Source organism: Kutzneria sp. 744, assembly GCF_000568255.1.
Taxonomy (GTDB): Bacteria; Actinomycetota; Actinomycetes; order Mycobacteriales; family Pseudonocardiaceae; genus Kutzneria.
Map to the genome: position 1 here is coordinate 4,210,065 of NZ_KK037166.1, position 24,954 is coordinate 4,235,018.

Annotated in this window: 25 protein-coding genes and 1 riboswitch; of the genes, 14 read left to right on the top strand and 11 right to left on the bottom strand. The window is 70.9% G+C overall.

Translation table 11 applies throughout. The annotated features are described in order from the left end of the window. Positions 1 to 139 precede the first annotated feature (139 nt). The 3 genes from KUTG_RS58635 to KUTG_RS18950 all read left to right on the top strand — a co-directional run bounded on the left by KUTG_RS58635 (position 140) and on the right by KUTG_RS18950 (position 3,180). Entirely contained in the window at positions 140 to 316 is a 177-nt protein-coding gene (locus KUTG_RS58635; protein WP_157494630.1) for a hypothetical protein, read from the top strand. 2 nt (positions 317 to 318) lie between these two features. Then, a complete protein-coding gene (gene lipB, locus KUTG_RS18945) occupies positions 319 to 939 on the top strand; it encodes a lipoyl(octanoyl) transferase LipB (RefSeq protein WP_043729850.1) in 621 nt (206 codons plus the stop codon). 204 nt (positions 940 to 1,143) lie between these two features. Beyond that, positions 1,144 to 3,180: an ATP-dependent DNA helicase gene (locus KUTG_RS18950; RefSeq protein ID WP_043718551.1), complete on the top strand. Its 2,037-nt coding sequence runs from the start codon at positions 1,144 to 1,146 to the stop codon at positions 3,178 to 3,180. A gap of 1 nt (position 3,181) precedes the next feature. Here the strand turns inward: KUTG_RS18950 and KUTG_RS18955 are convergent, their stop codons facing one another. From KUTG_RS18955 to ctaD, 6 genes are all read right to left on the bottom strand, one after another. After that, a complete protein-coding gene (locus KUTG_RS18955) occupies positions 3,182 to 3,625 on the bottom strand; it encodes a hypothetical protein (RefSeq protein ID WP_043718553.1) in 444 nt (147 codons plus the stop codon). Between the two features lie 35 nt (positions 3,626 to 3,660). After that, the gene (locus tag KUTG_RS18960; protein WP_043718554.1) at positions 3,661 to 4,173 is read right to left on the bottom strand and encodes a DUF2231 domain-containing protein; all 513 of its coding nucleotides are present in this window, start codon (positions 4,171 to 4,173) and stop codon (positions 3,661 to 3,663) included. A 265-nt stretch (positions 4,174 to 4,438) separates the two neighbouring features. Continuing rightward, on the bottom strand, positions 4,439 to 4,834 hold the full coding sequence (locus tag KUTG_RS66275) for an OsmC family protein (protein ID WP_084581194.1): 396 nt from the start codon (positions 4,832 to 4,834) through the stop codon (positions 4,439 to 4,441). Continuing rightward, positions 4,806 to 5,567 carry an aminoacyl-tRNA hydrolase gene (locus KUTG_RS18970; protein WP_043718558.1) on the bottom strand — a complete coding sequence of 254 codons (762 nt, stop codon included), beginning with the start codon at positions 5,565 to 5,567 and terminating at the stop codon, positions 4,806 to 4,808. Before KUTG_RS18970 ends, KUTG_RS66275 begins: the two co-directional genes overlap by 29 nt. Positions 5,568 to 5,717: 150 nt before the next feature. Next, on the bottom strand, positions 5,718 to 6,944 hold the full coding sequence (gene serB, locus KUTG_RS18975) for a phosphoserine phosphatase SerB (protein WP_043718559.1): 1,227 nt from the start codon (positions 6,942 to 6,944) through the stop codon (positions 5,718 to 5,720). Positions 6,945 to 7,027: 83 nt separating this feature from the next. Next, a complete protein-coding gene (ctaD, locus tag KUTG_RS18980; protein WP_043718561.1) occupies positions 7,028 to 8,770 on the bottom strand; it encodes an aa3-type cytochrome oxidase subunit I in 1,743 nt (580 codons plus the stop codon). A gap of 131 nt (positions 8,771 to 8,901) precedes the next feature. Here ctaD and KUTG_RS18985 point away from each other — a divergent pair, with 131 nt between their 5' ends. The 3 genes from KUTG_RS18985 to KUTG_RS18995 all read left to right on the top strand — a co-directional run bounded on the left by KUTG_RS18985 (position 8,902) and on the right by KUTG_RS18995 (position 11,818). Beyond that, positions 8,902 to 9,729, top strand: a complete 828-nt coding sequence (locus KUTG_RS18985; protein WP_043718562.1) for a phosphotransferase — start codon at positions 8,902 to 8,904, stop codon at positions 9,727 to 9,729. Between the two features lie 101 nt (positions 9,730 to 9,830). Then, positions 9,831 to 10,820 (top strand): asparaginase, encoded by a 990-nt coding sequence (locus KUTG_RS18990; protein ID WP_232240849.1) that lies wholly within the window; start codon positions 9,831 to 9,833, stop codon positions 10,818 to 10,820. 89 nt (positions 10,821 to 10,909) lie between these two features. Continuing rightward, entirely contained in the window at positions 10,910 to 11,818 is a 909-nt protein-coding gene (locus KUTG_RS18995) for an SMP-30/gluconolactonase/LRE family protein (RefSeq protein ID WP_043729854.1), read from the top strand. Here KUTG_RS18995 and KUTG_RS19000 read toward each other — a convergent pair. Next, a complete protein-coding gene (locus KUTG_RS19000) occupies positions 11,805 to 12,275 on the bottom strand; it encodes an SMI1/KNR4 family protein (RefSeq protein ID WP_052394927.1) in 471 nt (156 codons plus the stop codon). The genes KUTG_RS18995 and KUTG_RS19000 overlap by 14 nt on opposite strands. Before the next feature lie 81 nt (positions 12,276 to 12,356). Between KUTG_RS19000 and KUTG_RS56425 the strand changes: the two genes are divergently transcribed. Genes KUTG_RS56425 through KUTG_RS19030 form a run of 6 tightly spaced genes read left to right on the top strand, consistent with a single transcriptional unit; the run spans position 12,357 to position 16,748 of the window. Further along, positions 12,357 to 13,151: a hypothetical protein gene (locus KUTG_RS56425; protein ID WP_043718564.1), complete on the top strand. Its 795-nt coding sequence runs from the start codon at positions 12,357 to 12,359 to the stop codon at positions 13,149 to 13,151. Next, positions 13,148 to 14,071 (top strand): sensor histidine kinase, encoded by a 924-nt coding sequence (locus KUTG_RS56430; protein WP_052394929.1) that lies wholly within the window; start codon positions 13,148 to 13,150, stop codon positions 14,069 to 14,071. Before KUTG_RS56425 ends, KUTG_RS56430 begins: the two co-directional genes overlap by 4 nt. After that, positions 14,023 to 14,679 (top strand): response regulator transcription factor, encoded by a 657-nt coding sequence (locus KUTG_RS19015; RefSeq protein WP_043718566.1) that lies wholly within the window; start codon positions 14,023 to 14,025, stop codon positions 14,677 to 14,679. The genes KUTG_RS56430 and KUTG_RS19015 overlap by 49 nt, the downstream gene beginning before the upstream one ends. A 23-nt stretch (positions 14,680 to 14,702) precedes the next feature. After that, positions 14,703 to 15,533 (top strand): metallophosphoesterase family protein, encoded by an 831-nt coding sequence (locus tag KUTG_RS19020; RefSeq protein WP_232241461.1) that lies wholly within the window; start codon positions 14,703 to 14,705, stop codon positions 15,531 to 15,533. Beyond that, positions 15,530 to 16,129 (top strand): 4'-phosphopantetheinyl transferase family protein, encoded by a 600-nt coding sequence (locus tag KUTG_RS19025; protein ID WP_043718569.1) that lies wholly within the window; start codon positions 15,530 to 15,532, stop codon positions 16,127 to 16,129. The genes KUTG_RS19020 and KUTG_RS19025 overlap by 4 nt, the downstream gene beginning before the upstream one ends. Next, the gene (locus KUTG_RS19030; RefSeq protein ID WP_043718571.1) at positions 16,122 to 16,748 is read left to right on the top strand and encodes an HD domain-containing protein; all 627 of its coding nucleotides are present in this window, start codon (positions 16,122 to 16,124) and stop codon (positions 16,746 to 16,748) included. Before KUTG_RS19025 ends, KUTG_RS19030 begins: the two co-directional genes overlap by 8 nt. On the opposite strand, the gene KUTG_RS19035 is transcribed toward KUTG_RS19030, so the two are convergent. The 4 genes from KUTG_RS19035 to KUTG_RS19050 all read right to left on the bottom strand — a co-directional run bounded on the left by KUTG_RS19035 (position 16,728) and on the right by KUTG_RS19050 (position 20,757). After that, positions 16,728 to 17,264 (bottom strand): SUKH-4 family immunity protein, encoded by a 537-nt coding sequence (locus tag KUTG_RS19035; RefSeq protein WP_198047222.1) that lies wholly within the window; start codon positions 17,262 to 17,264, stop codon positions 16,728 to 16,730. The genes KUTG_RS19030 and KUTG_RS19035 overlap by 21 nt on opposite strands. Positions 17,265 to 17,607: 343 nt before the next feature. Beyond that, the gene (locus KUTG_RS19040) at positions 17,608 to 18,219 is read right to left on the bottom strand and encodes a pyridoxamine 5'-phosphate oxidase family protein (RefSeq protein WP_043718574.1); all 612 of its coding nucleotides are present in this window, start codon (positions 18,217 to 18,219) and stop codon (positions 17,608 to 17,610) included. Beyond that, positions 18,197 to 19,639 (bottom strand): amino acid permease, encoded by a 1,443-nt coding sequence (locus tag KUTG_RS19045; protein WP_052394931.1) that lies wholly within the window; start codon positions 19,637 to 19,639, stop codon positions 18,197 to 18,199. Before KUTG_RS19045 ends, KUTG_RS19040 begins: the two co-directional genes overlap by 23 nt. After that, positions 19,636 to 20,757, bottom strand: coding sequence for an agmatinase family protein (locus KUTG_RS19050; protein ID WP_052394934.1), 1,122 nt, complete (start codon positions 20,755 to 20,757; stop codon positions 19,636 to 19,638). Before KUTG_RS19050 ends, KUTG_RS19045 begins: the two co-directional genes overlap by 4 nt. A gap of 54 nt (positions 20,758 to 20,811) precedes the next feature. Further along, a riboswitch (guanidine-I (ykkC/yxkD leader) is annotated at positions 20,812 to 20,919 on the bottom strand. A gap of 274 nt (positions 20,920 to 21,193) precedes the next feature. Here KUTG_RS19050 and KUTG_RS19055 point away from each other — a divergent pair. Both KUTG_RS19055 and KUTG_RS19060 read left to right on the top strand, forming a co-directional pair. After that, positions 21,194 to 22,978, top strand: coding sequence for an HSP90 family protein (locus KUTG_RS19055; protein WP_043718575.1), 1,785 nt, complete (start codon positions 21,194 to 21,196; stop codon positions 22,976 to 22,978). A 73-nt stretch (positions 22,979 to 23,051) separates the two neighbouring features. After that, the coding region (locus KUTG_RS19060; RefSeq protein WP_198047223.1) for a hypothetical protein at positions 23,052 to 24,954 on the top strand (1,903 nt) is incomplete at its 3' end.

Sequence of the window (24,954 nt, forward strand, 5' to 3'; positions counted from 1 at the left end):
GGTGGGCGCGTCGGGTGGCGGCGGGCGAAATCCGCCAACCGGGCGAAGCATCGGCGGGGCCTCGCGGAACGTCACCGGCATGGACCTTCGCGCCGCCATCGTCCAGTCCTGAGCACGGCCGTCTCGCTACGCTGGGCGTATGGACGAGGCGAACCCGCAAGAAGGACGACGCCCCCGGCGGCCCTCGTTCCTGCCGTACGAAGAGGTCATCGCGAACCGTGCGGACGCCGCGTTGTGGCATGAGCTCCGGGCGATGCTGCCCGACACGACCGATGATCTCGAGGATCCCTGGCAGCGGGCGGCGCGGAAGACGTGACCATGCAGCGCGTCGATCTCGGGGTCGTCGAGTACAAGCGGGCCGCCGCGGACATGCGGGGGTGGGTGGCGGAGCGGCAGGAGGGGCGGGCCGAGGACCGGCTCTTCCTGCTCAGCCACCCGCCCGTGGTCACGTACAGCCCGCGGACGGATCGGGCGGATCTGCCGACCGGGATGCAGCTGGTGGAGGTGGATCGGGGCGGCTACGCCACGTACCACGGGCCGGGGCAGCTGGTGGGGTACCTGGTGGTCAACGTGCGCCGGCGCGGGCCGGTGGACATCGTGCGGTGGGTGGAGAACGGGCTCATCGAGGCGCTGGCGGCGCTGGGCTTCGCCACCATCAGGCGGGACACGCCGTCGGGCGAGAGCAGCCTGGTCGGGGTGTGGACGCCGGACCACCGCAAGCTGGTGTCGATCGGCATGCGCATCCGGGGCGGGGTGACCAGCCACGGATTCGCGATCAACGTCGACCCGGACATGTCGGTGTACCGCGACTTCACGGCCTGCGCCCTGCCCGGCGTGACGATGTGCTCACTGGCGGAACTGGCGGCCGAGCAGGGAGTTTCGACGCCGTCGGAGGCAGCAGTGCGGGACGCGGTGGCAGGGGCGCTCGGTGCTGCGTAGGGCTGCCGAGATCGCGTTTTCCGGGTCGCCAGTGCAGGAGAGTGCGAGGCCCCGCCGGTGCTTCGCCTGGTTGGCGGATTTCGGCCGCCGCCACCCGACGCACGCACCCACCTAGCCGATACGGCGGGCTAAATCCGGCAAAGGCGAGGCACCGGCTACTCGGGGGCCGAGCCCCGCGCGGAACGCGCGGCATAGACTCAGCGCGTGCCGGAACTGCCCTCAGTCGAAGAATTGCTCGCCGAAGCCGTGGAAGCCGTCGGGGGCAAGCAGCGGCCCGGGCAGGTGGAGATGGCGCTGGCCGTGGAGCGGGCGATCCGGACGGGCGAGCACCTGGCGGTGCAGGCGGGCACGGGCACGGGAAAGTCGTTGGGCTACCTGGTGCCGGCGGTGCGGCACGCGGTCGCGGAGGACGCGACGGTGGTGGTCTCGACGGCCACGATCGCGCTGCAGCGGCAGCTGGTGGACCGGGACCTGCCGAGGCTGGCGAAGGCGCTGAAGAAGACGCTGGGCCGGGAGCCGACGTTCGCGATCCTCAAGGGGCGGCGCAACTACCTGTGCATGCACCGCGTGCACTCCGGAGCGCCGGACGAGCCGGAGGACGAGGGCCTGTTCGACCCGTTCGCGGTCTCGCGGCTGGGCCGGGACGTGAAGCGGCTGCACGAGTGGTCGTCGGACACCGAGACCGGCGATCGGGACGAGCTGGTGCCGGGCGTGAGCGACCAGGCCTGGCGGCAGCTTTCGGTCACGGCCAAGGAGTGTCTCGGCGTCTCCAAGTGCCCGATCGGCGTGGACTGCTTCGCGGAGCGGGCACGGGCCGAGGCCGGGCGGGCGGATGTGGTCGTCACCAATCACGCGCTGCTGGCGATCGACGCCCTTGAGGGCTACAAGGTGCTGCCGGAGCACGATCTCGTGATCGTGGACGAGGCGCACGACCTGGTGGACCGGGTGACGTCGGTGGCGACGGCCGAGCTGTCCACGGCGGCGCTGGCGATCGCCGTGCGGCGGTGCGGGCGGCAGATCGAGGAGGACGTCGCCGACCAGCTGTCCGAGGCCGGCGAGGGCCTGGAGATCGTGCTGTCGGAGATGCCCGTCGGCCGCCTGGACGCCATGCCCCGGGCGCTGGCCGGCGCGCTGGCGGCGGTGCGGGATTCCGCGCACCGCTGCATCACGGCGCTCGGGCCCGAGCGCAACAAGGAGGATCCCGACGCCGCCGTCGGCCGGAAGCTGGCCCTGGCGCTGCTCGACGAGATCCACGACACCTCCGTGCGGCTGTTGGAGGCGTTCGACGGCGATGAGGCCCACCGACGGGATGTCGTGTGGCTGGCCGGCGATTTCCGTGACGACAGCAAGCCCCCCACGGTGAAGGTCGCGCCGCTCGGCGTCGGCGGCCTGCTGCGGGAACGGCTTTTCGCGCCGCGGACCACCGTTCTCACCTCCGCCACCCTCACTCTCGGCGGCACCTTCGACGCGCTGGCCCGGCAGTGGGGATTGCCGGCCTCCAGCCAGGTTCCCGTCGTGGACGCCACCGCCACCGACAAGGAGGCGCCATCGGACCTGAGCGCCCCTCGCTGGAGCGGCATGGACGTCGGCTCCCCGTTCGAGCACGGGCGCAGCGGGATCCTTTATCTGGCACGGCATCTGCCCACCCCGGGCCGTGACGGCCTGCCACCCGCCTACGTCGACGAGCTCGTCGACCTGGTCAACGCCGCCGGCGGCCGGACGCTCGGGCTGTTCTCCTCCATGCGGGCGGCCAAGCAGGCCAGCGAGGCCATCCGGTCCCGCATCGAGTATCCCGTGCTGTGCCAGGGCGAGGACTCCACGGCCCAGCTGGTCAAGAAGTTCGCCGAGGACGTGCAGTGCTGCCTGTTCGGCACGCTGTCCCTGTGGCAGGGCGTGGACGTGCCCGGCGATTCGCTCCAACTGGTCGTCATCGACCGGATTCCCTTCCCCCGCCCCGACGACCCCCTCGCCTCGGCCCGTCAGCGGGCGGTGGAAGCCCGTGGCGGCAACGGTTTCCTCACCGTCGCCGCCACCCACGCCGCCCTGCTGCTTGCCCAGGGCGCCGGCCGCCTTCTGCGGTCCACCAACGACAAGGGCGTCGTGGCGATCCTCGACCCGCGGCTGGCCACCGCCCGTTACGGCAGTTTCCTGCGGGCGTCGCTGCCGCCGTTCTGGACCACGCACGACCCGGAGGTGGTGCGCGCCGCCCTCAAGCGCCTGGACGCTGCGGCGTCGGAGTGACTCAGGCGCCCACCTTGATGGCGACCAGCAGCACCAGCACGAGCGTGACCACGGCGAACAGGCCGTGGCCGAGCACGATCACGAGCGGGAAGCTGCGCTCGGCCGGGGCCTGGTCGGCGGCGCCGGTCGTGCCCGGGCCGCCGGTGGCCATCGCGGCACGGGCCCGGTAGACCGGGATCCAGCGGAACAGCATCACGAAGCCCAGCAGGGCCACAGGAAGCAGCAGCACGAACGAGATCCAGGCCAGCGTGCTCGACGCGGCGAACAGGTACACGATCCACACGATCAGGCCGGCCGCGGCCAGCGCGAAGTGGCCGAAGATCACCGCGGGCGGGAAGTGGCTGGTGCGCGGCTGCCGCAGGCCGCCCTTGGCGATCCACATACCCAGCATGACAAAGCCGCCGATGGCGGTGAGCAGCCAGGTGACCAGTGCGGTGAGAGCCATGTCGTTCTCCTAGATTCCGTGGTGGGGAAGGAAAGTCAGCGCCGGAAGCCGTCGGCCTGGGTGGCTTCGTCGGCCACCCGCACCCCGTAGCGGTAGGCGAGCTTGCCGCCCAGGTAGCCGGCCGCGGTCAGCAGCGCCAGGCACACCACCGACAGCAGCAGCGGGCCCATGCCCACCGGTCCGTCCGGGGTGTCCGCGGCCCGCCGCCACAGGAAGTTCGCCCCGTAGCCGACCGTCACCGTCAGGTTGAGGCCCATGTGCGTCAGCCCCGTGCGGAAGGCCGGCGTGCCCGTCGGGATCGCGAACAGGTCCAGGAAGCCCACCATCGCCGCGGCCAGCGCGCCGAGCACGCCGATCGCGATCAGCCACAGCGATCCCTGCGTCAGGAACCCCGGCCCGGCCACGAACCGCGACGCGATGTCGAACACCACGCTCGCCACCCACGCCCCGATCGGCACCGTCACCAGGATCGGATGGAACGGGTGCCCGTACGGCCCGGCCAGCGCCGCGCTGACCGTGCGCTTCGCCTGCTGCAACTCGTTGGCCATCGTCGACCTCCACACGCTGAGTTTCGCCAATGAATTTTGGTCTTATTACCTCCAGCCGTCAACAAGCGCCAGTCGATCGGGGTACACGACGTCTCTGGAAAGAAATGCTGGCGTTATACGGGCACGCTCACGGCCGCACGGGGACACCGCGACGAGCGAGGTCTGAACGCGACGGGGAGAGCAGGAAGAGGTCCGGCCGCCTGACATCCGTGGAGCCCGGCAGCGGCTCTACCAGCGGAGTCTTACAGTTGCCGAAGATCGAGTCTTACGGCTGCCGGAGGTCCGGGTCGAGGTGGACGGCGACGGGGGCGCCGTGCTCGACGGTGCGGCTGACCTTGCATTCACGGGCGACGGCGCGGGGGATGACGGTGGCCAGGGGCTCGTCGGCGGGGAGGGCGAAGGTGACGTCGACGGAGGTGACCTCGTGGGCCGCCTCGGTGCCGGTGGCAACGACGGTGAAGTCGGCGCCGGTGCGGCGGACGATGAGCTGCTCGGCCGTGAGGGCGGCGCAGGCGGCCAGGGCGGCTTCGAGGAGCTGGACCGGGGGAGAAGCCGTCGCCGCCGATGTACGGTGGCGCCGCTGGGGGCCGTGGCGACGAAGCAGCCGGAGCCGACGCGGCGGACGGAGACGGTCACGACGAGGCCCGCTGGGCGACGACAGTGACGGTGCCGGGGGCGACCTCGGTGAAGCCGGCGTCCCGGACGGCGACGACGCCGCGGGACTGCCAGGCGCCGGCGGGGTCGTCGCCGGGGACGAGGAGCTTCCAGTCGGCGGGCTCGGGAGTCCGCACGGCGCAAGGGAATCCGGCGGCCTGCCAGGAGGAGAGCTCGGACGGCGGCAGGAGGGCGGCCAACAGCATGGTGGCGTGGCCGACCTGGGCGGCGGCCTTGCCGGCGGTCATAGGCACGTCGGGGTTGATCCACAGCACCGGCACGCCGGGGGCGGCGGGACCGGGCGAGTCGGCGGGCAGCTCACTGCCGGTGATCTGGAGCCGGCGAACCTCGTACGGCGTCTCGACGACCTTCCACGGCAGCAACGCCCGCGCCTCGGCGTCCCCGACCCGCACGGTGACGCCGGGCAACGCCTGCACGGCCTCCCAGTGCGCCCCACGGGCCCGCCGGGACACCTTCCGGATCCGGCCGTCGATCCACGCGGCGACCTCGGCGTGCCACTCCCCCTCCGGCTCGGTGGCCCGGGGATCGAGACAGACGGCGATCGCCGCCGCGGCGGCGGCCTCCAGCAGCGCGGTCCGAGAAGGCGGCGTCGCCTTCTCGATGCGCAGCACGATGGGCATGGCCCGAACCTCCGAAGGATCCTCGTCAGAGGTGTCCTGCGGCGTGGGGCGTCGGAGCCACCAGGCGTAGCGGTCGGCCAGCGGTTGGAGCACGTTCACAGGCCCACCTCGCTAGCGCTCGGCGGGTCTGCGACCCGGTTCCCTGTGCTTGATGGTGCCCTCGCAAGCTCGGTCACAGGCCCACCTCGCTAACGCTCGGCGGGTCTGCGACCCAGGTCCCTGTATTGAATGGTGCCCTCGCAAGCTCGGTCACAGGCGCAATGCTTCCAGACCGTCCGCGGCGTCGGCCGCCTCCACCTCGGCGCGGGTGACGCCGAGGACAAACAGCACCGCGTCCAGGAACGGGTGCGAGAGGGCGGCGTCGGCCACCTCACGCAGGGCGGGCTTGGCGTTGAAGGCCACGCCCATGCCGGCGGCCGACAGCATGTCGATGTCGTTGGCCCCGTCACCGACGGCGACGCACTGGGCCAGCGGGATGTGGTATGCGTCGGCGAACTCGCGCAACGCCTGGGCCTTGCCGGCCCGGTCGATGACCCGCCCGGTGGTGCGCCCGGTCAGCCGGCCGTCGACGACCTCCAACTGGTTGGCCATGCAGAAGTCCAGCCCCAGCTCGTCGGCCAGGCCCCGGATGACCCGGGTGAAGCCGCCGGAGACCACGCCGCAGCGGAAGCCGAGGCGCTTGAGCGTGCGGATGGTGGTCCGGGCGCCGGGCGTCAGCTCCAGCTGGGCGGCGACGTCGTCCAGCACCGACTCGGGCAGCCCGGCCAGCAGCGCCACCCGGCGCTCCAGCGACTGGGCGAAGTCGAGCTCGCCGCGCATGGCGGCCTCGGTGATCTCGCGGACCTTGTCCTCGCAGCCGGCCCGGGCGGCCAGCATCTCGATGACCTCGCCCTGCACGAGCGTGGAGTCGACGTCGAAGACGACCAGTCGCTTGGCCCGGCGGGTCAGCCCGGCCCGCTCCACCGCCGCGTCCAGGTTCACGCGGGAGGACACCTCGGCTACGGCGCTGCGCAGCAGCGCGTCCTGCTCGGCGGTGTCGTCCGGCACGGAGACCCGCAGCTCCAGGCCGGTCACCGGGTAGTCGGCCACGCGGTGGATGGCGTCGATGTTCACGCCGAGGGCGGCCAGCTTGCGGGCCACCTCGGTGAAGGCCCGCGCGGTCACCGGCCGGCCCAGCACCACCAGCACGTGGGTGGAGCCCTGCTGCGACGAGCTGCGCGGATCGGCCCCGACCTCGACGTCGACGTCCATGGCGACGCTGGCCATGGCCTGCTCGACGGTCTCCTGGAGGCCCTCGGGGTCGCGGTCGGCGTTCACCAGCACACCCAGCACGAGCTTGCCCCGGATGACCACCTGCTCCACGTCGATCACCTCGACGCCGTGCCTGGTCAGCACCGCGAACAGCACCGACGACACGCCGGGCTTGTCCGGTCCGGTGACGGTGATCAGGACCGTGGCTGCTTGGGAACTGGTCACCCGGACAGTTTGCCGGAAAAGCAAACGGACCCCGGTGTGTCCGTGATCACCGGGGTCCGAATGCGTGAATCTTCAGCTGACGGTCACTTCTCCGTCGGGTCGTCGCTACCCGTGACGGCGGCGGTGAGGGCCTCGGACGGGGCCGGCATGTGGCCGTACTCCGCCTCCAGCCGCAGGCGCTCGACCATGTGCGGGTAGTGCAGCTCGAACGCCGGGCGCTCGGAGCGGATGCGCGGCAGCGAGGTGAAGTTGTGCCGCGGCGGCGGGCAGGAGGTCGCCCACTCCAGCGAGTTGCAGTAGCCCCACGGGTCGTCGACCTCGACGACCTCGCCGTAGCGGTAGCTGCGGAACACGTTCCACAGGAACGGCAGCGTGGAGGCGCCCAGGATGTACGCGCCGATGGTGGACACCGTGTTCAGCGTGGTGAAACCGTCGCTGGACAGGTAGTCGGCGTACCGGCGGGGCATGCCCTCGGCGCCCAGCCAGTGCTGCACCAGGAAGGTGGTGTGGAAGCCGATGAACGTGGTCCAGAAGTGCAGCTTGCCCAGGCCCTCGTCCAGCATCCGGCCGGTGATCTTCGGGAACCAGAAGTAGATGCCCGCGTAGGTGGCGAACACGATGGTGCCGAAGAGCACGTAGTGGAAGTGCGCCACCACGAAGTACGAGTCGGAGACGTGGAAGTCGATGGCCGGCGCGGCCAGCAGCACGCCGGTGAGGCCGCCGAACAGGAAGGTGATCAGGAAGCCGACGCTGAACAGCATCGGCGTCTCGAAGGTCAGCTGCCCCTTCCACATGGTGCCGATCCAGTTGAAGAACTTCACACCGGTCGGGACCGCGATCAGGAAGGTCATGAACGAGAAGAACGGCAGCAGCACGGCGCCGGTGGCGTACATGTGGTGCGCCCACACCGTCACCGACAGGGCCGCGATGCCCAGCGTGGCGTAGATCAGGCCCTTGTAGCCGAACAGCGGCTTGCGGCTGAACACCGGGAAGATCTCGGAGACTATGCCGAAGAAGGGCAGGGCGACGATGTAGACCTCTGGGTGTCCGAAGAACCAGAACAGGTGCTGCCAGAGGATCACGCCGCCGTTGGCCGGGTCGAACACGTGCGCGCCGAGATGCCGGTCCGCCAGCAGGCCGAACAGGGCCGCGGTGAGGATCGGGAAGGCCAGCAGCACGAGGATCGAGGTGACCAGGATGTTCCAGGTGAAGATCGGCATCCGGAACATGGTCATGCCGGGGGCGCGCAGGCAGACCACCGTAGTGATCATGTTGACGCCGCCGAGGATGGTGCCGAGGCCGGACAGGATCAGACCGGTGATCCACATGTCGGCGCCGACGCCCGGCGAGTGGACCATGTCCGACAGCGGGGTGTAGGCGAACCAGCCGAAGTCGGCGGCGCCACCCGGGGTCAGGAAGCCGGCCACGACGATCGTCCCGCCGAACAGGTACGCCCAGTAGGCGAACGCGTTGAGCCGCGGGAAGGCCACGTCGGGCGAGCCGATCTGCAGCGGCAGCACGAAGTTGGCGAAGCCGAACACGATCGGCGTCGCGTACAGCAGCAGCATGATCGTGCCGTGCATGGTGAACAGCTGGTTGAACTGCTCCTGCGAGAGGAACTGCAGCCCCGGCCGGGCCAGCTCGGTCCTCATCAGGAGGGCCATCGCGCCGCCCACCATGAAGAAGACGAACGAGGTGACCAGGTACATGATTCCGATCTGCTTGTGGTCCGTAGTACGGAACAACCGCAGCAGGAGGGAACCCTTCACCGTCGTGCGCGTCGGATAGGGACGCGTAGCGATCGGCTGCGGTGCTACGGCCGTCACGATGCCTCCAGCCAGTGTCATCTCGGGAAACCACCTGGAATCGTAGACCGGCGAGATCAGGTCAGCTCGGCTGGGCCGGCACTGGGGAAATCGAGTGACCCCCGTCACTGCCCGTGACAGCATGTTCCGGCATGGAACAGGCGATTCGGGCGGCGGTCTCCTACGCCGCCGCCCACGGGATCCACTCGACCGAGCCCGCGGTGCTCAAGAACGGCAGCAATGTGCTGGTCCACCTGCGGCCGTCGCCGGTGGTGGCCCGCGTGGCCGGCACCACCGGGCTGGTCCGCCGGCCGGTCGTCGACTGGTTCGCCCGCGAGCTGTCCATCGTGGACCACCTGATCGGACACGGTGTCCCGGTCGTTTCCCCCAGCGCCGAGCTGCCTCGCGGGCCTGTGGTCCACGACGGCCAGACCATGACCTTCTGGACCTACGTGCCGCACGATCCCGGCGTCGCGATCAAGCCGGCCGACTTCGCGGCGGCGCTGGCCGATCTTCACCGGGCGTTGGCCGACTGTTCGGCTCCGCTGCCCACGGCCGGTCCGCTGGACGACGTCCTGCTCGGGCTGCCCTTCGTCGGGGAGCACGCCGAGGCGCTGCGGACCGAGCACGCCCGGCTGTCGGCGCTCCTTCCGTCCGGCGGACAGGCTCTGCACGGGGACGCCCACCCCGGCAACGTGCTGGTGACTGCGGCGGGCCTGGTGTGGAACGACTTCGAGGACACCTGGCGTGGGCCGGTGGAGTGGGACCTGGCGGTCATGCGCCGGACGAAGCTGCTGGACGGGGAGGCCGCGCTGGCCGCCTACCCCGGTCACTTCGACCCTGAGTTGGTCGAAGTGTGCCGGGAGATCCGCTGGTCGCAGGTGCAGATCTGGATGCAGGCCAGCACGCGGCGGCTGCCGGCCCGGCGGGCCGAGGCCGACGCGGAACTGGCCCGGTGGCTGGCGGCCCGAAACCCCTGATGCGGGGAAGGACGCCTTACCTGCGCCGAACGCGGGTAAGGCGTCCTTCCCCGCATGCGGCGGGGTATCGGTGGCGCAGCTCATGTGGTACGCCAGTGCAGGTGACCGACTTCGTGACGGTGATCGCGCTCGGTGGAACCATCGCCATGGCCCGGCCGGCCGACGGCAGCACGGGGGCCGTGCCGGCCCTCGATGTCGACGAGCTGCTGGCGTCCGTGCCCGGGCTGGACGAGGTCGACATCAAGCTGCGCACCATCGCCTTCAGAGCGCTGCCAGGGGCCTCGGTCGGCTTCGACGACCTGACGGCGCTGGCCGAGCTGATCACAGCCGAGATCGACGCCGGGGCCCGGGGCGTGGTGGTCACGCAGGGCACGGACACCATCGAGGAGACGGCGTACTTCCTCGACACGAGCGTGCTGGACGGGGCGCCGGTGGTGGTCACGGGCGCGATGCGCAACCCGTCGCTGGCCGGCGCCGACGGCCCGGCCAATCTGCTGGCGGCCGTCCAGGTGGCGGCCAGCGAGCAGGCCGACGGGCTGGGCTGCGTGGTGGTGTTCGCCGACCAGGTGCACGCCGCGAGGTACGTCTCGAAGGCGCACAGCGCAAGCATCGCCGCCTTCGTGTCACCCAACACCGGCCCCATCGGCTACGTCGTCGAGGGCAAGTTCCGGCTGCTGAACCGGCCGGCCGACGTGCTGAAGGTGTATGTGCCGCAGGGCGCGCCGGAGCCGACGATCGGCCTGGTCACGGTCACCCTGGGCGATGACGGCACGGTGCTGAGGGCGATCGGCGAAGCCGTGGACGGCATGGTGGTGGCGGCGTTCGGCGCCGGCCACGTGCCGGTGGCCATGGTCGAGCCGCTGACCGAGCTGGCCCAGCGGATGCCGGTGATCCTCGCCTCGCGGACCGGCGCCGGCCCGGTGCTGGCCGAGACCTACGGCTTCCCCGGCTCGGAGCAGGACCTGCTGCGCCGGGGCCTGATCGGGGCCGGCTTCCTCAGCCCGGTCAAGGCGCGCATCCTGCTGCGCCAGCTGCTGGCCGCCAGAGCCGGGATCGACGACGTCCGCAAGGCGTTCCTCGGCGAGGAGTGAGACGCATGGCCCGTCCGTCCATCAATCCCGTGGTGTGGCAGGCGCCGGCCGCGCCCGAGCGGTCCCGGCGGTCGGACAGCGCGCCGCCCATGCCCGCGCCGCGGGTGCTTCCGGTCAACGGCGTCGGGCCCGAGGACGTTGTGGTCGACGAGCAGGGCCGGGTGGTGACCGGAGTCGAGGACGGCCGGATCCTGCGGTTGTCCGACGACGGCCGCCGGATCGACCAGGTCGCCGACACCGGGGGCCGTCCGCTGGGCATCGAGCTGCTGGGCGACGGTCGGCTGCTGGTGTGCGACGCCAAGGCCGGCCTGCTGGCGGTGGATCCCGAGGGCGGCTCGGTCGAGCCGCTGGTCAGCGGATTGGCCGCCGGCCGGCCGCTCCACCTGTGCAACAACGCCGCCGTGGCCCGTGACGGCACGGTGTTCTTCACCGACTCCACCCAGCGGTTCGGCCTCGAACACTTCATGGGCGACCTGCTTGAGCACGGCGGCACCGGCCGTCTATTGCGCCGCGACGTCTCCGGCGAGGTCACCGAGCTGCTGGACGGCCTCCAGTTCGCCAACGGCGTCGCGCTGGCGGCCGACGAGTCGTTCGTGGCGGTGGCGGAGACCGGCTCCTACCAGATCCGTCGCGTGTGGCTGGATTCCGGCGACAGCGACGTGCTCATCGACAACCTGCCGGGCATTCCCGACAACCTGAGCACCGGCGAGGACGGCCTGATCTGGGTCGCACTGGTCACGCCACGTAGTCCCGTGTTGGACCGGGCCGCGCAGTATCCGGTGCTGCGCAAGGCAACCTGGGCGTTGCCGCAGGCAGTGCTGAACAAGCTGGAGGTGCGCACGACCTGGGTCGTCGCCGTCGACGACACCGGCCGGATCGTGCACGACCTCCAGACCTCGGCGCCGGGCTACCACATGGTCACCGGCGTCCGGCAGCACAACGGCAAGCTCTACCTCGGCAGCCTGCGGGAGCACGGCATCGCCGTCATCGACCTGTGAGGCCCTCGACGAACGACCGGAAGTCGGCGGCCAGGGCCAGTTCCCGGCCCTCCTCCAACCACACCACCGACGGCTCGCCGGGGCGGCGGTAGTCGAGGGCGATCCAGGTGTGGCCGTCGCCGGACAACGGCACGACGCCGGTCGGCAGGCCCCACTCCTCGACCAGGTACGGACCGTCGAGCAGCGAGGTCACGCCCTTGATGCGGCCGATGCCCATCAGGTCGGGCAGCGGCACGTGGTCGTCGGCCCAGGACGTGGGGGCGGACGTGGGGAAACGCCGTCGGCCGCAGGCGACGTTGCCGCCGTTCTGGATCCGGAGCAGGTCGAGCAGGGCGGCGGGCAGGGTCACGCCGAGCACGGCCTCGGCCTGCTCGATGTCCGCGTCGGTCAGCGGCGAGTGCACGTCGTAGGTGCCGTCGGCCCAGAACGCGCCCTTGATCTCGTCGAAGTCCGCCACGCGGGCAGCCTAGGCCCGTGACCGCCAGGTGTGGAGGTAGCTGCACTGCCGGCGTGCCGGTGAATCGGCGACACTCGACGCATGGCACGGCTGCGGGGGTTGGGGCTGGTCGCACTGGCGGCGATCGGCCCTGTGCTGGCGGCCGTGGACCTGGCGGCGCTGCTGCTCGGCGTGACACCGGTCGTGCTGTGGATCCGGCGGGTGCCGGCGACCGCGCGGCGGCTGGCCGGCGACTGGTGTGAGCTGCCGATCGCCGACCCGTACGACCCGGCGCCACCGCCTCCTCGGCCTCGCCCCGACGGCATGTACGAGGTGCGGCGACGGCTCTATCGCCGCCCGCACGTGCCCGCCTACCGGCAGCAGGCCCATTGGCTGGCTTCGGACGGTGCGACCTGGCTGGACCTGTTGTGGCTGGTGCTGAATCCCGTCGTCGGCACGGTGCTGGGGCTGGCGGCGGCCGTCGTGGGCCGTCCGGCGCTGCGGTGGCACGGCCGGTGGACGCGCGCCCTGCTCGGGGCACGCCGACCGTGGCCGTCCTGGGTCAAGGACCGGGTTGTGCTGATCCTGGACAGCGCGCAGCTGGCGGCGCAGTCGCTGGTCGGATTGCTGCTGGCCGGTCTGCTGGTGGCCTCGGCCGCGCCGGCCCTCGTCGGCGCCACCTGGCCGTTGATCGTGCTGGTGGAGAACTCCCGCAACTACACCAACTACTACCGGCGACGGGTCGGCGTCGACGAGCCGTATCGGCCGGCGCCGTCCGCGCCGAGGTGGAGAAACACGGCCGGTACCGGGCCGGACGCCGGCTGTATAGGGAGCTTCGACGCCGGCCCGACGCGCACGGCTGTCCTGGCTGGTCAGGGATCCGGCCTCCGGGCGTGACCTTGCTCTCGTTAGTGGTCAACCCGCTCGTCGCGGCCACGCTGCTCGCGTTGCCGTGCGCCGCCCTGTTCGTGGGATTCGCCCAGGTGACGACGGTGGTCACGTTCCTGTGGCAACCGCGGCCGTGGTGGCGTGTCCTGGCCGGCGCGGCGGCGATGGCGCTGGCGCTGGTCCTGGCGCCGATCTGGCGGAGGTGGCACGACCGCTGGACGTCGGTGCTGCTCGCGCCGACCGAGACGGCCCGGCTGGCTCAGCGGGTGCAGCGGCTGACCGAAACCCGCACCGACGCGATCGACACACAGGCCGCCGAGCTGCGGCGGATCGAGCGGGACCTGCACGACGGCGCACAGGGCCGGTTGGTGGCCATGGGCATGGCGCTTCGCACCGTGGAACGGCTGTTGGACCGTGATCCGGAGACGGCCCGCCGGCTGATCGTGGAGGTCCGCGAGAACACCGCGACCGCGCTGACCGAGATCCGCGAGCTGGTGCACGGCATCCACCCGCCGGTGCTGGCCGAACGCGGCCTGGCCGACGCGGTCCGGGTGGTGGCGCTGGACTGCCCGCTCGATGTGGAGGTGGCCGCCGACATGGCCGGACGGCTCGATCCGCCGGTCGAGTCCGCCGCCTACTTCGCCGTGCGCGAGCTGCTGACCAACGCCGCCAAGCACTCCGGGGCCTCGCGGATCCGGGTCGCCGTGCACCACGCCGACGACTTGCTGACCATCAGCGTGCACGACGACGGCCACGGCGGCGCCGATCCCGCGGGCGGCACCGGCCTGCTGGGCGTGCGGCGGCGGCTCGGTACCTTCGACGGGGTTCTGGACGTGCGCAGTCCCGCCGGCGGCCCCACCACACTGACCATGGAGATCCCGTGCGTGTTGTCATCGCGGAGGACGTCTACCTGCTCCGAGCCGGGCTGACCCGGCTGCTGGAGGCGTACGACTTCGAGGTGGTGGCCGCCGTCGAGTCCGGCCCGGAGCTGCTGGCGGCGTTGATCGAGCACCGGCCGGACGTGGCCGTGGTCGACGTGCGGCTGCCGCCCACCTTCACCGACGAGGGCCTCCGTGCCGCCATCGAGGCCCGTCGCGTCCACCCCGGGCTGCCGGTCGTCGTGTTGTCGCAGCACGTCCAGCAGCTGTACGCCCGTGAACTGCTGGCCGACGGCGGCGCCGGGGTCGGCTACCTGCTCAAGGACCGGGTCTTCAACGACGAGCAGTTCGTGGACGCCCTGCGACGGGTCGCCGGCGGTGGGACCGCGATGGATCCCGACGTGGTGGCCAAGCTGATCGCCGGCACTCCCCCGCTGGCCACCTTGAGCCCGCGGGAGCGTGAGGTGCTGGAGCTGATGGCCGAGGGCCGCTCCAACGCCGCCATCGGGCAGCGGCTGCACCTGTCGGACAGCGCCGTGAGCAAGCACATCGCCTCGATCTTCGGCAAGCTCGGGCTGTCCGCCTCCGACGACGACAACCGCCGGGTACTAGCCGTTCTCGCACACATCACGGGCAATTCCTCACACACCCTCCCCTGACCCCCTAGATTGCCTACGATCGACTGGTGAAGCTGTTCGCGGTCAGCGACCTGCACGTCGCGTACGAGGAGAACCGAACGATCACCGCGGGGCTGCGCCCCGAGTCGGCCGACGACTGGCTCATCGTCGCCGGCGACGTCGGTGAGATGTCCTCGGACATCGAGTGGGCGCTGGGGCTGCTGCGGGAGCGCTTCGGCAAGGTGATCTGGGCACCCGGCAACCACGAGCTGTGGACGCCCAAGGACGATCCGGTGCAGCTGCGGGGTGTCGAGCGCTACGAGTACCTGGTGGAGATGTGCCGCCGGCTCGACATCGTCACGCCCGAGGACGACTACCCGATCTTCCACGGCGAGGGCGGCCCGGCCGTGATCGCGCCGCTGTTCCTGCTGTACGACTACACCTTCCGGCCCGAGGGCACGCACAACAAGGAAGAGGCGCTGGCCAAGGCGCACGAGGCCGGCGTCGTCTGCACCGACGAGTACTTCCTGCACCCCGACCCCTATCCCAGCCGCGAGGCCTGGTGCGAGGCGCGGGTCGAGCTGACCGAGAAGCGCCTGTCCGCGCTGCCGCCGGACCTGCCCACCGTGCTGATCAACCACTGGCCCATGGTGCGGGAGCCCACGCGGGTCATGTACTACCCCGAGTTCGCGCAGTGGTGCGGCACCGTGCTCACCGCCGACTGGCACCTCCGGTTCCGCTCCGCCTGTTCCGTGTACGGGCATCTGCACATTCCCCGCACCACGCACTACGACGACGTGCGGTTCGAGGAGGTTTCGGTGGGCTACCCGCGGGAGTGGAAGAAGTGGGGGCGCTCCGAGGGCTGGCTGCGTCAGATCCTGCCGGTGAAGCCGTGATCGAGGAGCTTCTGCCGCCCGGGGTCGTGTACGCCGAGGCCTTCGACGACCACTCCGCGGTTGACCTCTTTCCTGAGGAGGAGGCCGTCATCGCCCGCGCCGTCGACAAGCGGCGGCGGGAGTTCTCCACCGTGCGCTACTGCGCCCGCCAGGCTCTCAAGTCCCTCGGGTTGCCTCCGTCGCCCATTCTCCCCGGTGAGCGCGGCGCTCCCCAGTGGCCCGACGGCGTCGTCGGCTCCATGACCCACTGCCTCGGCTACCGGGCCGCCGCTGTGGCCTTCTCGCGGGACATCGCCACCATCGGCATCGACGCCGAGCCCGACGAGCCCTTGCCCGACGGCGTCCTGGACGCCATCGCCCTGCCGTCCGAGCGCTCCGTCCACGGCCGCTTGTTGTTCAGCGCCAAGGAGTCCGTCTACAAGGCCTGGTTCCCCCTCGCCCGAGTCTTCCTCGACTTCTCCGAGGCCGAGCTCTCCTTCGGCGACGGCGTCTTCTCCGCCCGCATCCTCGTTCCCGGCCCGGTGTCAGGCTTCTCCGGCCGTTGGCTCATCCGCGACGGCTTCGTGATCACCTCCATCGTGGTGCCCGTTGCCTGACCTCGCTTGGCGCGCGGCCGTCTCCGCCCTCGGCGGCTCCCCCGTCGACACCGACATCGTCGCGCGCTACAGCGAGCCCCACCGCCGCTACCACAACCTCACCCACGCCCGCTCCGTCGCCCGCGACGCCGTGACCCTCGTTCGCTTGTCGGGTAACGAAAGGGCCGTGCTGGTTCTCGCCGCCTGCGCCCACGACGTCGTCTACGACGCCCTCCCCGGCACCGACGAGCAGCTCTCCGCCTCTTGGGCCACCGACTGGCTGACCCGCTCCGGCCTGGCCCCTTTCGCCCCCCGCGTCTCCTCCTTGATCCTCATGACCATCAAGCACACCGCCGACCCCTCGGACCCCGTCGCCTGCGCGTTGTTGGACGCCGACCTCGCCATCCTCGGCTCCCCCGCTTCGGACTACGACGCCTACGCCTCCGCCGTCCGCCAGGAGTACTCCGCCGTGGACGACGCCTCCTGGCGCACCGGCCGCTCCCGTGTCCTGACCTCCCTGCTCGACCGCGACCGGCTGTACCTCACCGCAGCCGGCCGCGACCGTTGGGAAACCCAGGCCCGCCTCAACCTGGCGCGGGAGTTGGACGAGTTGCGCAGCCTACCCGGCAGTTCGCTGTAGGTATTCGAGAATCACCTCTCGCCAGAACGAACCATCACCCGTCGGCGCAACCGGGTCGGACACGGCAAGCCAGTCGAGCACTTCTAGACACATGCTTCGCACGTCATCGTAGAAATCCCCGAGTGCCGCACGCTCCTCGTCACTCTTCGCCGCAGACCAAGCGCGAATCTCCTCTTCACCCGCCCGCTCCTGCTGCTCCGCAAGCAGCGACACCAGCCAGTGCCACCTCCAGGCAAATCCCAAAAATGACACCAGACTTGAATTGATCATCACAGCTCGACCGCTATCGGAACGCAAGGGCCTGACCTGTGGATGATAATCCGCCGAACTATACGGCGAGACTATCCACACCGACCCGTCGGCACTACTCAGTCCAATCTTCGCGTTGCCGTACACGCCGATCTCGAACAGCCCGCCCTCCAGCAGAGGCTCGACCGAGGCTTGATAGGAGGCCGCGAAACCGTACCGACCGTCCTGTCGATCCGCAGGCAGGCCGTACGACTCCAGAAGCCGCACGTCCATCACATCCAGCCCCCCACTGACGCACCACCTCGCCGGGACGCATCGACAACCTGCCACGCTCGGTCAAGTTCTCGACATCATCGCCGAGGATCTCCGTCACCCGCGCCGTGGCTTCAATCGCTTTCACCGCACCCCCTTCACCTGACCGCCAGCCAGCCTGTCCAGGCCGGATCACGACGAACGAAACGGTCATCGACAAGACCGGCAGCTACAGCATCTCCGCCTGGGACAACACCAGAAGCATCGACCACTCCATGGACGTGGTCACGCCGGCGACACTCTGATCGCTGACCGACAACGGGCCTGCCGCTTGACGCGGCAGGCCCGTTGTGTTGTGTCAGTACAGGTTGCTGGCGTAGGCCGGGCCGTAGTAGCGCTCCAGCTCGGACAGGGGGTCCTCGGGGCGTTCGAGGGCCTTGGCGATGGCGGGACGGGAGGCGACGGCGGCGGGGTCCCAGGTGTCGGGGTTCCAGAGGGCGGAGCGGAGGAAGGCCTTGGCGCAGTGGTGGAAGACCTCGTCGATGTCGACCAGCATGACGATGCGGGGGCGGTGGCCCTTGACGGTCATGGCGTCGAAGAACGGGGCGTCGGAGAGCAGGCGGGCGCGGCCGTTGACGCGGAGGGTGTCGCCGCGGCCGGGCAGCAGGTAGAGGAGGCCGACGTGGGGGTTGGACAGGATGTTGTGCCAGCCGTCGACGCGCCGGTTGCCGGGGCGGTCGGGGACGGCGATGGTGCGGTCGTCGAGGACGTGGGTGAAGCCGGGCGGGTCGCCCTTGGGTGAGACGTCGCAACTGCCGTCGGCGGCGCTGGTGGCGATGAGGCAGAACGGAGAGGCGGCCAGCCACTGGCGGTCCAGCTCGTGCAGCGCGGGCCGAACCTTCTCGGCGACGCGTTTGACGGGTTCGCCGACCAGCTCGGTGAGCTGCTCAACCGATGTGATCTCGCGCAAGGTGTCCCCCCTCGACGGCGGTCAGTCCGACATCGACCTTACGCGTCCGCGCATAGAGGAGCCCACCGAATACGAGCACGGCAGCGAGCAGGGCGACAGCGAAGTAGGCGGGGTCGTACACGTCGGCACGGGGCCAGCCGATGTCGACGGCCATGAAGGCGCCCCAGGCCACAGCGACCGAGTTGACGAGAATTCCCCAGCGCCCCAACGAGAAGTTGCCGTCGGGAGGCAGCTCGCCGCGTAGTCGGGCAAGCAGGGTCGGACCGGTCACGAGCAGATATGCCAGGTACACCAACACGACAGCGACACTGGTGACGGCGGTGAACAGCGACGCCTGGCCGATGTTGAGCAGTAGCACCAGAATCGACGCGGCACCGACGACTATGGCGGGCAGCACGGGAGTGCCGGTGCGGGGCGACACCCGGCCGAGCAGACCGTGCAGCGGCAGCATGCCGTCGCGGCTCATCGAGAAGACCATCCGAGTGGCGGCGGTCTGGATCGCCAGCGTGCAGACGACGATCGCGATCGCCACGTCGATCAGCAGCACGGTGCCGAGTCCACTGCCGAGCCGGCTGGTCAGCACGTAGGGCAGCCCACCGGTGGCGAGGTTGCCGTCGGTCAGGCTCGGCGCCGCGACCAGGGCGCCGAGCAGCAGCAACAAGCCTCCGAGCCCGGAGGCGTACAGCGCGCGCAGGATCGCCTTGGGGGCGGTCCGCCGCGGCGACCGGGTCTCCTCGGCGAGCTCGGCGGCGCTGTCGAAGCCGTACATGACGTACGCGGCCATCAACGCGGAGATCAGGAACGGCCCGATGCCGACGCCGCTGGACTGGAACACCACCTCCGGCCCACGGGCGGCATGCCCGAACAGCAGCAGCACCAACACGACCACGCCGACCAGCTCACAGGTCACGCCGACGGAATTGATCACAGCCATCAGCCGCACCCCGAGCGCGTTGACCACGGTGGTGAGCACGATCAGGACCGCGCCGAGCAGGATCGCGTTGCCCGGCCCGGCGATCACCTGGAAGCCGGGCCAGATCGCGGGCAGCACCACCTGCAACGCGATCGCCGCGCCGGCCACGCTGACGATCTGGCCGAGCAGCATCAGCCAGCCGGCGAACCAGCCGACCGCCGCCCCGGCCACCCGCCGCGCCCACTGGTAGACGCAGCCGGCGATCGGATAGCGCGCGGCCAGCTCGGCGAACACCAGCGCCACCGTCAGCTGCCCGACGAAGACCATCGGCCAGGTCCAGAAGAACGCGGTGCCACCGAAGGAGAAGCCGAACGCGAACAGCTGGAACACGGTGGTCAGGATGGACACGAACGAGAAGCCGGCGGCGAACGACGCGTAGCCGCCGAGCTTGCGGTGCAGCTGCTGGGCGTAGCCGAAGCCGGCCAGGTCCTCGGCGTCGGTGCTCACGCGCCCTCCCCGCGCCGCGGCAGGTGACCGGCCCGGACCAGGCAGCCCAAGGTGTCGCAGATGACCCGGGTGGCGATCAACGCGGTGATCTCGGCGTTGTCGTACGGTGGCGAGCACTCCACCACCTCGATGCCGGCCAGCGGCCGCTCCGCGATGAGCTGGATGAACTTCAGCACCTCACGCGGCAGGAAGCCGCCCGGCTCGGGCCAGCCGGTGCCGGGCACGAACGCGGCGTCCAGGCAGTCGACGTCGAAGGACAGCCACACCGCGTCGGCCCCGTCCCACGCCACCTCCAGCGCCCGTTCGGCGGCGGCCTCGATGCCCATCTCGACGCAGTCGGTGACGGTCATGATCGTGGTGCCGCGCTCCCGTCCGACCTGCACGCCGGGTCGCGGCGCCTGCCAGCCGCCGATGCCGATCTGCACCAGGTTCTTGGCCGGCACGTTGGGAATGTCGGTGGCGTGGAACCAGGGCGTGGTGTGCATCCGCTCGTCGAGATCGGTCTCCTGGGTGTCCACGTGCCGGTCGAAGTGGATGATGCCGAGATTGCCGCCGCCCAGGTGCGGCGCGACGCCGCGGACCGTCGGATACCCGATGGAGTGATCGCCGCCGAGCACCACCGGGAACGCGCCGGACTCGTACACGTGAGACACGGCCTTGCTGATCTGGTCGAAGGTCTTCTCGATGTTGCCGGGAATGGTGAAGATGTCACCGAGGTCGCCGATGGTGATGGATTCCCGCAGGTCCACACCCAGTTCGAAGCTGTAGGGCCCGTACAGCGCGGAGATCTTGCGAATGCCCTGCGGCCCGAACCGGGTGCCGGAGCGATAGGTGGTGCCGCCGTCGAACGGCGCGCCGAGCACGGCGACGTCGTACTCGCCGCAGCGCCGCACGTCTTCGACGTACGGCGCTTTCAGGAAGGTGTTGATGCCGGCGAAGTGCGGCAGCTCGCCGCGGGAGAAGGTGGGAATACGCCGGTCCACGATCGAATCGGCGCCCTGCAGGCCCAGTTCCAGGCCGCGGGCGACCTCCTCGTCCCATTTGGTCGTCGGCAGCAGCGCCTCCGCCTCGACGGCGCGGCGCGCTTCCGGTCCGTAGTTGTCGTGCACGTGACCCATGGACTACCTCCACGGTCGGCGTCCAGCTGGCAGGCAGCAGCCAGACGCTGGCGTGCCTCCCGGGCTTTTGTCCCGCCGTGGAACGGATCTGTGCGATCCGCCGTCACCTCTCGGACCAGTCCCGCGGCGTCGCGCCGCGGCGGAACCCTAGGTGCGCCTCACGTTCGTGAGTCACACAACAGTGCAGCGGCGGCCGATGTCGGCCGCGTGCCGGCGGTGTTGCCGGCCGATCAACAAGAGTGCGCATCGAACACGGAGATCGCACGATCGGTCACTCTGCGAGAACGTCGCCGAAAAGGGTGGGATTTGGCGGATTCGGCGTACCGGGTACGCGAAACTTGACCGCACGGCGGACGGCAACCCTCTACCCTTGCCATCCGGAACAGCCAGGCGCAGTCGAGCCGGTCAGCACCCACCCCAGGGGGACGTCAGCACCGTGAACCGCACGTTCCAGGTCGACCTGCGCGGCGTCGTGGACCTGCTCAGCCATCACCTGTACGCGAGCCCCCGGGTGTACCTGCGCGAACTGATGCAGAACGCGGTGGACGCGGTGAGGGCGCGCCGGGCCGAGCTGCCGAACGCGCGGGGCGAGATCAAGGTGGTGACGGGCCCGGCCGCCATCACGGTGACGGACACCGGGATCGGGCTGACCGAGGCGCAGGTGCACGAGCTGCTGGCGACGATCGGCCGGAGCTCCAAGCGGGACGAGCTGGGTTTTGCCCGGCACGAGTTCCTCGGCCAGTTCGGCATCGGCCTGCTGTCGGCCTTCCTGGTCGCGGACGAGGTGCGGGTGACGACCAGGGCGGACGGCGCGCCGGCGGTGCTGTGGACCGGCCGTTCCGACGGCACGTATGACATAAAACCTGCGCAGCGCAACGAAGTTGGCACAACGGTGGAGCTGACCGCGCGCCCCGGCTCGGAGCAGTGGTTCGAGCCGCCGACGGTCGCCGAGCTGGCCCGCCTGTACGGCTCGCTGCTGCCGGTGCCGGTCACCGTGGACGGCGTCGCGGTCAGCGGCGCCGGCACGCCCTGGCGCGAGGACAACCGCGAGCCGGGCGAGCGGCGCGCGGACCTGGTCGGCTACGCGCAGGAGACGCTGGGCTTCACGCCGTTCGACGTGATCGACCTTTCGGTGCCGGAGGCGGGCCTGACCGGCGTCGCCTACGTGCTGCCGTTCCCCGCCAATCCGGCCGAGCACGCCGGCCACCGCGTGTACCTGAAGGGCATGCTGCTCACGGAGAGCGCGCAGGGCCTGCTGCCGGACTGGGCGTTCTTCGCTCGCTGCGTGGTGGACGCGGGCGAGCTGAGACCGACCGCGAGCCGCGAGGCGCTGTACGCCGACAACCTGCTCGACGCCACCCGGCAGGCGCTGGGCGACCAGCTGCGCGGCTGGCTGGTCGGGCTGGCCCGCGCCGACCAGGCCCGGTTGCACAAGTTCCTCGGCGTGCACCACCTGGGCGTGAAGGCGCTGGCCCTGCACGACGACGACATGCTGCGGCTGGTCGAGCAGTGGTGGCCGATGGAGACCAACGTCGGCCGGATGACGCTGGCCGACTTCCGGGCCCAGCACGGCGAGATCCGCTACTGCGCCACCGCCGACGACTTCCGCCAGCTGGCCGGCGTGGCCGCGGCCCAGGACATCGCACTGGTCAACGGCGGCTACACCTACGACGCGGAGATCATCGAGCGGCTGCCGGCCATCGAGCAGGGGCTGACGGTGTCCCGCCTGGACCCGACCGACCTGGCGACCCGGTTCGACGCCCTGCCGCCCGCGACGGAGCTGGCGTTGCGGCCGTTCCTGGCCGCGGCCCAGCGGGCCATGGACCGGCTGGGCTGCGAGGTCGTGCTGCGCTCGTACGAGCCGTCGTCGCTGCCGGTGCTGTTCCTGGTCGACCGGTCGGCGGCGTTCCAGGCCGAGCTGCGGGCCACCAAGCAGCGCGTGGACGAGCTGTGGGCCGGCGTCCTGTCGGCGTTCGACAAGCCCGCCGACGACCGCCCGCAGCTGGTGCTCAACCACCGCAACCCGCTGGTCCGCCGGGTGTGCGGGCTGACCGACCCCAGCCTGGTCGGCCTGTCGGTGGAGGCGCTGTACGGGCAGGCGCTGCTGCTGGGCTACCACCCGATCCGCCCGGCCGACGCGGCCCTGCTCAACCGGTCCTTCCTTGGCCTGCTGGATCAGGCGGTGCCCGCCCCCAGTCAGCTCGACGAGGGGAACCTGTGAGCGAGCTTGCGAGCGAACCATCCAGCACTGCGTCCTTGACCGCAGACGCTCCGAGCGCCAGCGAGGAGCGTCTGTGAGTCTCTCCGAGGACGAGCTGGCCGACAGACTCGATCAGGTCGGCCGCATGCCGTACGGGCGTGGCCAGGTGGCCGCGGTCGAGGAGCTGCTGCGGCACGTGGACGCGAGCGGCAGCGACAACCTCAAGTACGTCACGCGGCTGCTGGCCACCACCGCCTACCAGTACGGCGGCGAGCCGGCCAAGGCCTTCGTCACCTTCTCCTGGTGCCTCGCGGCCTACGACCGCGGCGAGGGCGACCCGGCCCAGGACCACCACCTGTTCTGGTACTTCAAGTGGATGGTCAGCTCGCTGACCATGTTCCCCGAGGTGCCGCTGGACCGGACCGCGGGCGTGCTCGACGACATGGAGCGCCGCTACCGGCTGGCCGGGCACACCCTGAACCCGGTGCACCAGCACCGCCGCCTGGTGGCCCAGCACATCGGCGACCGTGAGACGGCGGCCGAGCAGTACCGGCTGTGGTGCGCGACCCCGCGCGGCGCCATGGCCGACTGCATCGGCTGCGAGCCGACCGCGAAGGTGGCGTACCTGGCCTGGGTCGGCCGCCACGAGGACGCGGTGGCGCTGGCGCTGCCGGTGCTGGACGGCCAGATGACGTGCGTGGAGCAGCCGCACAGCATCCTCACCGAGCTGCTGGTCCCGTACCTGCGCACGGGTCGGCTGACCGAGGCCGCCGACGCGCACCGGAGTGCGTACCGGGCGATCCAGGGCAACCGCGCGGAGCTGACCGCGGTGGCCGACCACGTGGCCTTCTGCACGCGCACCGGCAATCACGCGCGGGCGCTGGAGCTGGTGGAGCGGCACCTGGGCTGGCTGCAGGAGCCGCCTACCCCGTTCTCGGACATGCGGTTCAGTGCCGTGGCGGCGGGGGCACTCTCCCGGATCGCCGACGCCGGCCACTCGGGACTGACGCTACGCCGGGGGTCTGACGAAATCGGCGTGGCCGAGCTCCGCGACGAGCTGACCGAGCGGGCACGAGCGCTGGCCGCCCGGTTCGACGCCCGCAACGGCACCGACGAGGTGGGCCGGCTGACCGCCGAGGCGCTGGCCGCCGAGCCGCTGGTCGACCACCTTCCGTTGTCGGGCACGGCCCGCAAGGCGGCGGCCCGGACGGCACCGGAACCGCCGAAGATCGAGCTGCCGGGGTCGCCCGAGGAGCTGGCCGAGCTGGCCGAGGCGCAGTGGGCGCGGGCGGACATCGCCGAGGCCCTGACCACATGGGAGCGGTTCGACGAGGTCGCCCCCGAGGCCACAGGCACGCTGCGGGCTCGGCGGCTGAACGCGCTGGGCGCCGTGCAGGCGGGACAGGATCCCGATCTTGCCGAGCAGACCTGGCGGCAGGCCGCCGAGCTGTGCGCCGAGGCCGGTGACGAGCCGCGCCGGCAGGCGATGCTGGGCCGGATCGCCATGTTGTACTGCCTGACCGAGCGCGGCGAGCAGGGCTATCCGCTGCTGGTCGAGACGTGCGCGGAGATCGACAGGGTCGGTGACGCGGACCGTCGCCTGGCGGCGAAGCTGCGGCTGGTGGCCGGGCTCCAGGCGCTGCATCGGCACGAGGAGGCCGACGAGGTGCTGGCCGGGCTGGACCCGCTGGTGGCCGAGTCGGGCAAGCCGGATCTGGCCGCGCAGGTCGCGTTCGAGCGGGCCCAGCGCAGCGGTTCCGTCGAGGACGCCGAGCGGGCCGTCGAACTGTGGCGCGCGGTCGGGCCGTGCAACGCGCTGTGCCGGGCCGTGGTGCTCACGGGCAACGCCTACGCTCGCGCCGGCGACCTTCCCCAGGCGTATCAGCTGATGGGCGACGCGGTGACCGCGACGGATCCCCATCTGCGGGGCCGGGCCGCGCACCAGCGCGGGCGGATGGCCCTCGATCTGGACCGGGCCAAGGACGCCTACGAGTCGC

Coding starts and splice junctions, on each gene's coding strand:
- KUTG_RS56425 (WP_043718564.1), top strand. CDS start 12,357: ATGGCACGGCTGCGGGGGTTGGGGCTGGTCGCACTGGCGGCGATCGGC.
- KUTG_RS19050 (WP_052394934.1), bottom strand. CDS start 20,757: ATGGGTCACGTGCACGACAACTACGGACCGGAAGCGCGCCGCGCCGTC.
- KUTG_RS18995 (WP_043729854.1), top strand. CDS start 10,910: ATGCCCGCGCCGCGGGTGCTTCCGGTCAACGGCGTCGGGCCCGAGGAC.
- KUTG_RS18955 (WP_043718553.1), bottom strand. CDS start 3,625: ATGGCTCTCACCGCACTGGTCACCTGGCTGCTCACCGCCATCGGCGGC.
- KUTG_RS18985 (WP_043718562.1), top strand. CDS start 8,902: ATGGAACAGGCGATTCGGGCGGCGGTCTCCTACGCCGCCGCCCACGGG.
- lipB (WP_043729850.1), top strand. CDS start 319: ATGCAGCGCGTCGATCTCGGGGTCGTCGAGTACAAGCGGGCCGCCGCG.
- KUTG_RS58635 (WP_157494630.1), top strand. CDS start 140: ATGGACGAGGCGAACCCGCAAGAAGGACGACGCCCCCGGCGGCCCTCG.
- KUTG_RS18960 (WP_043718554.1), bottom strand. CDS start 4,173: ATGGCCAACGAGTTGCAGCAGGCGAAGCGCACGGTCAGCGCGGCGCTG.